Annotated in this window: 10 protein-coding genes; all 10 read right to left on the bottom strand. The window is 60.4% G+C overall.

Annotated elements, in window-relative coordinates:
* Positions 1-28: 28 nt before the first annotated feature.
* The 10 genes from dhaL to AC1DF8_RS25740 all read right to left on the bottom strand — a co-directional run bounded on the left by dhaL (position 29) and on the right by AC1DF8_RS25740 (position 11,416).
* Entirely contained in the window at positions 29-676 is a 648-nt protein-coding gene (dhaL, locus tag AC1DF8_RS25785) for a dihydroxyacetone kinase subunit DhaL (RefSeq protein WP_478155544.1), read from the bottom strand.
* A gap of 14 nt (positions 677-690) precedes the next feature.
* Positions 691-1,686 carry a dihydroxyacetone kinase subunit DhaK gene (locus AC1DF8_RS25780; protein WP_478155543.1) on the bottom strand — a complete coding sequence of 332 codons (996 nt, stop codon included), beginning with the start codon at positions 1,684-1,686 and terminating at the stop codon, positions 691-693.
* A 22-nt stretch (positions 1,687-1,708) separates the two neighbouring features.
* Entirely contained in the window at positions 1,709-2,479 is a 771-nt protein-coding gene (locus tag AC1DF8_RS25775; RefSeq protein WP_113202686.1) for an SDR family oxidoreductase, read from the bottom strand.
* A gap of 56 nt (positions 2,480-2,535) precedes the next feature.
* On the bottom strand, positions 2,536-3,522 hold the full coding sequence (locus AC1DF8_RS25770) for a substrate-binding domain-containing protein (protein WP_478155542.1): 987 nt from the start codon (positions 3,520-3,522) through the stop codon (positions 2,536-2,538).
* A gap of 95 nt (positions 3,523-3,617) precedes the next feature.
* A complete protein-coding gene (locus tag AC1DF8_RS25765) occupies positions 3,618-4,694 on the bottom strand; it encodes an ABC transporter permease (RefSeq protein WP_478155541.1) in 1,077 nt (358 codons plus the stop codon).
* Complete coding sequence (locus AC1DF8_RS25760; RefSeq protein WP_113207447.1) at positions 4,663-6,141, bottom strand: sugar ABC transporter ATP-binding protein; 1,479 nt, start codon at positions 6,139-6,141, stop codon at positions 4,663-4,665. Before AC1DF8_RS25760 ends, AC1DF8_RS25765 begins: the two co-directional genes overlap by 32 nt.
* A gap of 546 nt (positions 6,142-6,687) precedes the next feature.
* Entirely contained in the window at positions 6,688-7,671 is a 984-nt protein-coding gene (locus AC1DF8_RS25755) for an ABC transporter permease (RefSeq protein ID WP_112542341.1), read from the bottom strand.
* On the bottom strand, positions 7,668-8,663 hold the full coding sequence (locus AC1DF8_RS25750; protein WP_112542342.1) for an ABC transporter permease: 996 nt from the start codon (positions 8,661-8,663) through the stop codon (positions 7,668-7,670). The genes AC1DF8_RS25755 and AC1DF8_RS25750 overlap by 4 nt, the downstream gene beginning before the upstream one ends.
* Positions 8,660-10,198 carry a sugar ABC transporter ATP-binding protein gene (locus AC1DF8_RS25745; protein ID WP_478155540.1) on the bottom strand — a complete coding sequence of 513 codons (1,539 nt, stop codon included), beginning with the start codon at positions 10,196-10,198 and terminating at the stop codon, positions 8,660-8,662. The genes AC1DF8_RS25750 and AC1DF8_RS25745 overlap by 4 nt, the downstream gene beginning before the upstream one ends.
* Positions 10,199-10,276: 78 nt before the next feature.
* Positions 10,277-11,416, bottom strand: a complete 1,140-nt coding sequence (locus AC1DF8_RS25740; protein ID WP_478155539.1) for a sugar ABC transporter substrate-binding protein — start codon at positions 11,414-11,416, stop codon at positions 10,277-10,279.
* Between the last annotated feature and the right edge of the window lie 35 nt (positions 11,417-11,451).

The following is an 11,451-nucleotide window of genomic DNA, read 5'->3' as shown; positions in this document are numbered from 1 at the left end:
TCGCGGGCTCTCACCAAAGCCCGATCTGTCAGGCCGACTGCAGCCTCGGTTCCACGCCTTCAGCCAGCGACGTCAGGATCAATGCACAGGATGTCGCGCCCGCATCGAGCACACCGAGCGAACGTTCGCCGAGCCGACTAGCGCGACCGACCTTTGCGACGAGATCGCGTGTGCTGTCGCGTCCGGCCTCAGCAGCTGCGACGAGCGCGTGAAGCGCCTCGGCAAAGGGCTTTCCGCTGCCGATTGCCGTATCGAATGCAGTGATCGCCGGCACGAGTGTGTCGAGCAATGTCTTGTCGCCGACCTTGGCCGAACCGATCGCCTGAATGCCGTCGAGACCATTGTGGAGCATGGAGCTGAAGGCGGCGGCATCGATTGCATCGGACTTTTCGATGGTTTCAGCAAACTGCGTGAACATCACGCCATAAAGCGGCCCCATGGAGCCGCCGATCTCCGTCATCAGAACCGTGCCGAGCGTGTCGAGCGCTTCAGCCAGCGACATGTCCGCTCCCTTGATGCGCTCGGCGGCCATGCCGAAACCCTTGGCCATGTTGACGCCGTGATCGCCGTCTCCGATCTTGCCGTCAATTTCGCTCAGATAGGCGCGGTTTTCGATGATCCGGTCGGCCAGCGAGAGAACGATTTCACCCGATCTGGCATTCTGAAATTGCTGCATTGACCCGCCTCCCCTCAGAGCATCGCAGGGCACTGGACATCGACATCCAGCAGTCGCTTCAGTTCGTCGTCCAATGCCATCACGGTCAGTGTCGCGCCGACCATTTCTAGCGATGTGAAATAGTTGCCGATATAGACCTTGTGGATCTTCAGTCCGCGTCCGGTGATCTCGGATTCAATAGTATCGTGGAGAATATAGAGCTCGTTAAGCGGCGTGGCGCCGAGGCCGGACACGATTACGGCGACTTCGGCTCCAGCAGCAAGCTGGTGATCGTCGAGAACGATCTTCGCCATCTCCTCCGCGACGTCCCTGGCCGATTTCAACGGCTCGACACGCACGCCGGGTTCGCCATGGTGGCCGATGCCGACCTCCATCGTGCCAGGCTCGATGGTGAAATTCGGATGGCCGACGGAAGGCAGGGTACAGGGGCCGAGGCCGACACCGATCGAACGGCAATTGTCGATCGCCTTCTGCGCGATCGCCCTGACTTCCTCGAGGCTTGCGCCCTCGGCAGCTCTCGCGGCGCCGCACTTCCACATGAAGATCTCGCCGGCAACGCCACGACGCTTCTCGCGCTCCTCGGGGCTTGCGGAACAGACGTCATCATTGGCGACAACCGTGGCGATCTCGATGCCTTCCTTCGCCGCCAGCTTGATCGCCATCTTCACATTCATGTTGTCGCCGGCATAGTTGCCATAGAGGCAGACGACGCCCTTGCCGCCATTGGCTTCGCGCGCCGCATCGAGGAAGCTCTTTGCGGTTGGCGAAGAGAAAAGTTCGCCGACTGCCACGGCATCCAGCATGTTGCGACCGGTATAGCCGATGAAGGCCGGTTCATGACCCGAACCGCCGCCGGTGATGACGCCCACCTTGCCGGCGACTGGTGCGTGACGGGCGGCGATGACACGGGGATTTTGTGCTGATTGCCTTACGATGTCGGCATGAGCCTTGACGAAACCTTTGACGGTATCTTCGACGACTTCATCCGGATTGTTGATAAATCGCTGCATTATAACTCCTATCTACCGCGCGTCAGATAATGGTGTAACCGCCGTCGACCAGAAGGTCCGCGCCGTTGATCATATCGGCACCATTGGAAGCCAGGAACACTGCCGCGGCCGCAATCTCCTCCGGAAAAGCAAAACGACCGGAGGGAATGCGCTGTTTCAGCGCCTCGCCGCGCGGGCCATCCCATGCCTTCCTGCCGAGATCGGTCAGGACGACTGTCGGAGAGATGGTGTTGACGGTAATGCCGTGTTTGCCCCATTCGGCGGCAAGTGTCTTGGAAAGACCGATGACGCCGAATTTCGAAGCACAGTAGGCGACGTGCTGATCGATCGCGACGGTGCCTGCCTGCGACGCCATGTTGATGATCTTGCCACCCTTGCCCGCCTTGATCATGGCGCGGCCAGCAGCCTGGGAGACCAGGAACGTGCCCTTGAGATTGATGGCGATCGTCTTGTCCCAGGCGTCGAGACCCAGGTCCTCGGCCGGCGCAAGCATGACGACGCCAGCGCTGTTGACGGCGATATCGATGCGGCCGAAGGCAGCTTCGACACCGGCAATCACATTCTCGACAGACTGCGGATTTGACACGTCACAGACAAAGGATCTGGAACCGTTGCCGAGTTCTTCAGCCTTGCTCCGTGCCACCGATTCATTGATGTCGATGACGGCAACGACAGCGCCCTTGGCGGCCATGGCGGATGCAATGGCGCTGCCGATACCGGACGCGCCGCCCGTAACCAGAGCGACCTTGCCGCTCAGGGAAAAGTTCAGGTCAACCTCTTTGGAATCAGTCATGGCTCTCTCTCGAACTCAGGGTTTGGGGCGGGATATGATCCCGCCCCCAGCGAGGATCACTTGCGGGTGGACAGCAGCTGATCGACGTTTTCAGCCGTCACCGGGGTCCACGGAACATTGTAGGTTTTATCCTTACCGCCGTTCCAAGGCATGTCCTTGTAGGTGGTCCAGATATCGGACTCCGGCTTGTAGTCGCCCTTCTTGGCATTGTAGATCGCCAGATCCAGGGCGCCCTGAGCCTGAGCGCGCGCATCTTGCAGGATCGACGTCATTTCGCCCGCCTTGACTGCACGCAGGGCATCGGTGACGCCGTCGATGCCGGCGATCGCGAAGCTCTTGACGTCGAGACCGGCAGCCTTGACCGCTTCGATGGCGCCAAGCGCCATTTCATCGTTCTGGCCGATGATACCGTTGATCTGGTTCGGATGAGCCGTCAGCCAGTTTTCCATCAGCGTCTGGGCCTCCGCGCGCGACCAGTTTGCCGTCTGGTCTTCGAGAACCTTCACATCCGGGCACTCGGCAAGCGCCTTCTTGTTGCCTTCCAGACGCTGGATCTGGGCGGACTGACCGACCGGGCCTTCGATGATAACGACATTACCCTTGCAGCCGATCTTGTCCAGAACGCTCTTGGCTTCGAGATAGCCGGACACAGTATCGTCGGAACCGACATAGGATGTCAGCTGATCGGAGTTGACGCGGGTGTTGGAACCGATGACCGGAATGCCGGCATCGACGGCCGACTGGACGGCGGCCGCACCTGCATCGACGTCGATCGGGGCGAAGATGATCGCGTTGTACTTCTGCGTGATCATCGTCTTGAACTGGTCCTGCTGGACCAGCGCATCATAACGGCCGTCGAAAACCGTCAGTTCGACTTCGCCGCTCTTGACGGCCGGGTGGTCCTGGAGCGCTGCCGTCCAGATCTGCATGAATTCTGCGTTGAGGCCGTAAGGTGCTGCGCCGATCTTGATCTTTTCCTGGGCTGCGGCAGACGTTGCCAGCAGCGCCGTTGCCGAAGCAAGCGCAATCAGAAGCTTTCTCATTTCCATTCTCCTCCACTTTGGGTTTAGGCTGCCGGCATGGCTTGCCTGTCGGACGGGGCGGCGAGCTGCCTGCCCCCGAATTTCTGCTGGTGAGCTCAAGCTCCGAAATTTCGTTTCTGGTCGAGCATGACGGCGCCGACAATCAGGGCACCCTTCAGGACCTGCTGGTAGTAGGACTGAATACCCATCAGATCGAGGCCATTGTTCATGACACCGATGATGAGGGCGCCAATCAGTGTTCCCGTCACACGGCCAACGCCGCCGGAAAGGCTTGTCCCGCCGATGACGACTGCCGCGATCGCGTCCAGCTCATAGGCGACACCTGCCTGCGGCAGACCCGAACCTGTACGGGCGCTGAGCAGAATACCCGCAAGCCCTGCCAGGCCGCCCGAGATGACATAGACGGTGAAACGGATACGGTCGGTATTGATACCCGAAGTCTTGGCTGCATGCGGATTGCCGCCGACAGCATAGATGTAGCGGCCGAAGCGCGTGCGGTTGAGGATCCACCAGGAGATCGCGAAGACGACGGCAAGCACGATGACCGGCGCGGGAACGCCGAGCACGTCGCCGGTGCCGATCCAGCGGAAGGCAGGTGTCAGCGCGGGAACCGGACGGCCGCCGCCGTAGATCAGCGTCATGCCGCGGGCAGCCGAAAGCATGCCGAGTGTCGCTACGAAGGCCGGCACCGAGAAACGTGAGACGATCACACCCGAGATCGAACCGCAGATGATGCCGACGAACACGCCGACAAGCAGGCCGACGCCGACCGGATAAGGCGAGCCAATGACGCCCGCCGTAGCAGACGTCGTTGCAAAACTTGCACTGACGATGCCGGCGAGCGCGACCACCGAGCCGACCGACAGGTCGATACCGCGCGTCAGGATGACGAAGGTCATGCCGATCGCCAGCACGCCGTTGATCGACGTCTGCAGCAGCACGTTGGAGATATTGCCGCCGGTCAGGAAGAATTCGTTCGAGAACGACAGGATAATGACCAGGATCAGGAACGCGAGGAAGATCCCGTATTCCTGCACGATCAGGCGCCGCTGTTCCGTCTTGAACCAGCCACCCGTACTCTTGTTCTCACTCACTGACACTGCCTGCTCCTCTGGTGCCGGACGAACGCCCTGACTCTGGTCAGGTTGATAAGTGGACGAGTGATTGGGCATTCGTCTCCTCCCGGCTGTATATTCCGGCGCTCTTGCCGCCGCGCATCACCATGATGCGGTCCGACATGCCGAGAACTTCGTCGATTTCCGATGAGATCATCACCACAGTGCCGCCGCCTTCGGCGAAATCGCAGATGATGCGATAGATTTCACGCTTGGCCCCGACATCGACGCCGCGCGTTGGCTCATCCAGCAGCAGGACCTTGGGGTTGCGCAGGAACCACTTGCCGAGGACGACCTTCTGCTGATTGCCGCCGGAAAGGCCAGATACCGGCATGGTGTCGCGTGCTGCCTTGATTTGAAACTGCTCGCGCATMCGCCGGCTGGCGTCCAGTTCCTTCGCATGGTCCATGGCAAAGGCCGGGCTCAGTGCCGGCAGGCTCGCCATGCAGATATTGGCGCGAACGGAGTCCGACAGATTGAGGCCAGTCTGCTTGCGGTCTTCGGTGACCAGCGCCAATCCGTGAGCCATCGCATCCGAGGGCTTCGAGACGAGGATCGGGGCGCCATCAACCGAGATGCGCCCGGCGGACGGCTTGTCGAGACCGAAGAGACAGTTGAAGATTTCAGTACGGCCGGAACCCATGAGCCCGTAAATGCCGAAGATCTCGCCTTTGCGTGCGGCAAATGAAATATCCTCGATCTTGTTCGGGCAGGAAAGCGCGCTAACCTCCAGACCAACATCCGACGTCGGCTTATTGGTCTTGACATATTCCTCGGCGAGTTCCCGTCCGACGATCATGCGGATCAGGCTCGGCCGGTCGATCTCCGACAAGGCGCCGGCACCGATGAAGGAGCCGTCGCGGAAAACCGTATAGGAATCGGCAATCTGAAAGATTTCCGACAGGCGGTGCGAGACGTAGACGATGCCACGCCCCTGGGCCTGCAGGTGGCGGATCGCCGCAAAGAGCTGCTGGGCTTCACGCTCGCCGATGGCCGAGGTCGGCTCATCCATGAAGATGACTTCGGCGTCATGGCTCAGTGCCTTAGCGATCTCTACCAGCTGCATCTGCGCGACCGATAGGTTCATCATGTATTGGGTGGCCCGGATGTCGAACTCCAGCTCGTCAAGCAGCTTCTGCGCCGCCCGGTTCATGCTGCGGAAATCAATGCCGCCGAAACGGGTAGACGGTTCACGGCCGAGATAGATGTTCTCGGCAACCGTCATGTGTGGAACCGGGCTCAGCTCCTGCTCGATAATGGCAATACCGGATGCGAGAGCATCCGCAGGACTGGAGAAATCCACTTCCTGGCCACGGCGGCGGATCGAGCCGGCATCGCGCTTGTAAATGCCCATCAGGATTTTCAGGAAAGTCGATTTGCCGGCGCCATTACCGCCGCAGAGCGCGTGAACCGAGCCGGCGCGAAGTTGGAAGCGGCCGTCGCGCAGGGCCGCGACACCGCCAAAGGACTTCCTGAGCCCCTCCACTTCCAGCAAAAATTCCACGTCTGTCTCCTCCATGCGTGCGTCTGGCGACTACGCTCCAGCGCGCCATCGGACACCTGGAAACCTCCGCCAGATGTCGATGCTGACAATATTCAAGACATGATCGACAAATGTCAAGTGACGCGCGATCATATAAATGTCAGGTCGTCGGGAGACCAGGAACCACGCAGAAAAAGCCAGCATTTGCAGGCTTGAGAGCGTAGTCACGACGAGAATGAGGGCCTTGGGGAAGCTGGAAAGAATTTACGCGAAAATATTGCCACCGGAGCACCAGAGCCAGCAAACTGCTGTTGCGTGCCATGGCCTTGCATCGGCTGGAGAGGCCGGCACAACGGTGGCATATCTAGGTGATTCAGGCTTCTATGAAGCTATCCGGCCGAGCATGGCCAAGTCACAATGCTTAGGCCATCGCCATCGATGCACCGGAAGTTGGCCCCTACCAGGAATTGTCGATAGCAGCATCATCTCCAGCTTCGGCTCGAGTGACCCATCCGCCGAAACATCGAGGCAAGTGACTGCCCGGATGGACTGAAATACTGAAACTCGTCACAAGACCTTCTGCCGCCCATAAAGCAGCAGCATGCCGATGATGACGGCGCCATAGATCAGCTGACGGCCAGCCTCCTCGATCTGCATGACCGAGAGAATCGACTGCAGCAGAGTGATCAGGATGACGCCGGCGACAGTTCCGAGATAGGAGCCCTTGCCGCCAAGCACGTGCGTACCGCCAAGCACCACGGCAGCAATCGACGGCAGAAGATAGGCGTCACCCATGGACTGGGATGCTTTCGAAGCATAACCGGCGAGAAGCACGCCGCCGAGTGCGCTGAGACCGCCCGACATAATGAAGGCAAGAAGCGTGATCCTGCGTGTATTGATGCCGGACATGTAGGCGGCACGTTCGCGGTTGCCGATCGCATAGAGCGACCGGCCGAAGGTCGTGCGTGTCAGCAGGAAGACGGCGAGCAAGCCGACGGCGAGCCAGACGAGAACGCCGTTCGGAAGCCCGGGAATGGCATAGCCGGTCGCCAGGAAGCGCATGGCGGCAGAGGCCGAATCCTGCGGCGAGAAACCGCCGGTGTAGACGACCATCAGCCCTTGCGCGACAGCGTTGGTCGCAAGCGTGATGATCATCGAGGGAATGCGCAGATAGGCGACCGCGATGCCATTGACGAGGCCGATCGTAGCACCGCAGAGAATACCGAAGGGGATTGCGAGAACCGCGCCGGTCGTTCCGTAAGCAGTGGCAGCGCAAGCCATCATCGCTCCTGTCGTCACCACCCAGGGCACTGACAGGTCGATCTGGCCAAGCAGGATGACCGCCATCATGCCGGTTGCGATGACGCCGAGGAAGGAGGCCACTTTCAACTGCTGCAGCAGGTAGTCCAGCGACAGGAAATTAGAGGAGTAGAGCGAGCCGCCAAGGAGCAGCAGGATGATGCAGCCGAAGGCGATTGCCACAGCCGGATCGACGCCGCGCAGTCGGGCGGGCACAGGAATTTGCCGCATTGTGGAAGCATCCTCGCTCATTGGAACCACTCCAGACGATTGCGAACACGCGACAGGCCGATGCAGCCGATACTGACCGCCAACATCAACACCACGCCTTGAAAGAGCGGCTGCCAGAGCGGATCGAGATCGAAGACGAACAACAGGTCGCCGATAGTGCGGAAGGCCAGCGCACCGAAGACGGCACCGACGGCGCTTCCCTTCCCCCCCGCAAGCGAGACACCACCGAGCACCACTGCTGCGATCGAATAGAGCGTATATGCGTTACCGCTCGCAAAGGCCGCCTCGCCCGTATACGAGAAAAAGGTCAGATAGAGCCCGCCAATTGCCGAAAGCAGGCCTGCCAGCGCGTAAGCCGCAAGCTTTGCCCTCTTTACCGGCATCGCCGACATGTAGGCGGCGTTTTCCGCCGATCCGACCGCATAGGCGGTGCGGCCGAGGACCGAACGGCTGAAGGGTACCCAGATTATCAGTACGATGAGTGCAAGCACGACGAGGCTTGCCGGCACGACGCCAAAGAGCTTCGAGGTGAAGACATCGGCAAGATCTTCATTGACCGAGCCGCCCGGTGTGGGCCGCAACAGCAATGCCAGCCCGTAAAAGACCGCACTGGTCGCAATCGTGGTGACGATCGGCTGCAACCGACCGAAAATGATGACCAGCCCATTGAGCAGGCCGCAGGCGAGACCCGTCAGGAGCACAGCTGCGACACCCAGCCCGGTCTGCAGCGGCGTGCCGACCACGAGCCATGAGGCCAGGCAGTTGCACAGGATGAGGATCATGCCGACAGAAAGATCAATGCCAGCCGTGATGACCACGAAACATTGCGCCATGGCCACGAAAGCCAGCAGCGTTGCCTTGTTGGCAGCGGTCTGCACCACGTTCGGCGTGAAGCCGGCGGGATGGTTCGAAACATAGATGATGAACATCAGGATGAAGAGCAGCGCTGCGAAAAGCGTGCCCTTCTGCTGAACGTACCGATAGCGCCATTCACCCGTCGACTGCCTGCTCATTGGGCCATCCTTTTCTGCGCCTCGCCGGCATCGATGTTGAGCGCGGCACTGACCAGTTCGCGTTCGGTGATCTCGTCTCCTTCGAGGACGCGGATGATGCTGCCATCATACATGACGAGCACGCGGTCACAGCAGCCCACCAGCTCGTCATAGTCAGTCGAATAGAAGATGATGGCCGCACCCGCATCGGCAAGCTTGCGCAGCAGGGCATAGATTTCCTGCTTGGTGCCAACATCGATGCCACGGGTCGGATCGTTGAGAAGGATGATGCGCGGCCTGTTCATCAGCCATTTGGCGATCACCACCTTCTGCTGGTTGCCACCAGACAGGGATGCGACCGGCATGTCGATCGTCGTTGCCTTGATTGACAGGAGCTTCAGGAGTTCGTCGATCTCGCGAAGCTCGGCAGCGCGGTCGATCACGCCGTTGCGCGAAACGCGGTCAAGCGCTGCGATCGACAGGTTCTCACGAACGGTCATCGGCAGCATGAGCCCTTCCGTCTTGCGATCTTCCGGGATCAGCGCCATGGAGATATCACCTGATTTCGCCGCGCCGGGGCTCTTCAACCTTATCGGTTTGCCATCGACCGCCACCTCGCCCCTGAGGTCGCGCAGCACGCCGAACAGCGCCAGCAGCAATTCACGCTGCCCCTGCCCGTCCAGTCCGCCGAAACCAATGATCTCACCGGGACGCACATCGAAGTTGATCCCGGAGAGCCGATCCCCCCAGGAGAGGTCGCGGCAGGACAGAACCGGCGCGTCTGCCTTCGGGTGCAGCGGCTTGGGCGGAAAGACGTTGGTATATTCGCGGCCGATCATCAGCTCCACCACCTGCTGGTCGGACTTGGTGCCGGCGGGATAGGATTCGATGCTGCGGCCGTTTCGAAAGACTGTGCAGTCATCGGCGAGTTCTGCAATCTCATGCATGCGATGCGAGATATAGATCAGCGCCATGCCCTCGGCCCGAAGCTGCTTCAACACGCCGAAGACCTTCTCGACATCGGATTGAGTCAGGGCCGAAGTCGCCTCGTCGAGGATCATCAGCCGCGGCTTGCGGGCGAGCGCCTTGGCGATCTCAACCATCTGGCGGCGCGAAAGCGGCAGATCCTTCACCAGAGAGGCGGGATGAATATCGGCGGCCCCGGCGCGGGCAAGTGCTTCCTCGGCAATCTGGCGCTGCTTGTTGCGGTCGATCATGCCGAAACGCAGCGGCGGATTGCTGATCACGATGTTGTCGGCCACCGAGAGATCCGGAATGAGCGACAGTTCCTGGAAAACACAGACGATACCTGCAGCATTGGCGGCAGCCGGCGAGGCAAAGGAGACTTCGTTTCCGTCGAGCAGCATGCGCCCTTCGTCAGGCGCCACCACACCGGCCATGATCTTGATGAGGGTCGATTTGCCGGCACCGTTTTCGCCAAGCACGGCGTGGATCGCGCCGGGGCGCACGGCGATATTGGCTTCCTTCAGCGCAATCGCGCCGCCATAGCGTTTCGATATGCCTTCCAGGCGCAGAAGCGGTTCGGAAAGGATCATGCATCCAGCCTCCATTCGGTCGCGTCGAGATCGAGACTGCGGGCGCGAACGCCCGCAGTCAGGTCCGGATGGTGGCGCTTACTGGTTTTCCTTGGTCTGCCCCATGATTTCCTGTGCGGAGAAATTGATGCCGCAGGTCGGGAAGGAATTGCCGACGAAAAAGTTGTCGGATTCCTTGGGGTAGAAGTCCTCGCCTTCCTTGAAATCGGGATCGGAAACGAGTGCCGTCGGCAGCTTGACGGCCTGAGGAACGACCTGACCTTCGAGAGCGGCGATGGCAGTCTTGATGGCAACCGCAACCTGCGCCGGGCCGGTACCTGCTGATGAGCACTTCAGACCATCCCCCGTATGGGCGGCGCAGAACTTGCGGAAGCCGTTCTCCGTCTCACCGCCGAACGGCACGAACGGGTGCTTCGCGTCGATCATCGCCTGCACGACGCCGGTGTCACCGCCCTGTGCGGTGATGCCATCAAACGGACCATTGGTGGCAATCGCATCGGCCGCCGCCTTCTGCGCTACACCATCATCCCACTTGCCAACGACTTCGGTGACGGTGAATTTCTTGCCGGAAGCATCCAGAGCTTCATGAATCCCATTATGGCGATCGGTATCGACAGAAGTGCCGGCAACGCCACGTACTTCCAGGATCTTGCCGCCCTGCGGCAGATGTTTTGCCAGCCAGTTGGCCCAGATGACGCCAAGGCCCTTCTGGTCGACGTTGACGTTGATTGCATCCTTGGTGTCAAGGATGTTGTCGAAGGCGACGAGAACGACGCCGGCTTCCTTGGCGCGCTTGATGACCGGACCGAAGGCTGTCGGGTTCTGAGCGTTGACGACGACGGCATCGTAGCCGGCATCGATGAAGTTGTTGATCGCGGAAATCTGGGCCGGAACGTCCTCGCCGGTCGATACGACCTTGAATTCTTTCAGCTTGGCGGCGACATCCGGTTGGGCAGCGTATGCCTTTGCCGTCTGCACCATCTGGATGCGCCAAGTATTGGCGATATAGCCATTCGCAAGGGCGATGCGGTAAGGACCATCCTTCTTCGGATATTGCAGGAACTGGGTTTCGGCCGACCACGGAACCATGCAGTTCGGATCGGCGGCGGGGCCGGACACGACCTTTGGTTCCGCCATGGCCGTGCTGCAGAGCAGAGCAAACGCCGACGCGGAAAACGCGGCGATACGGGCCATCTTCGCTTTCTTCACCTTAAGCATTGAATGTCTCCTCCTCAGGCGGACCCAGGCCGCCC

The sequence above is a fragment of the Rhizobium sp. 05N49 genome (assembly GCF_056396805.1).
The sequence above is the reverse complement of the archived record's forward strand: the minus strand, read 5'-3'. Positions and strand labels throughout refer to the sequence as shown.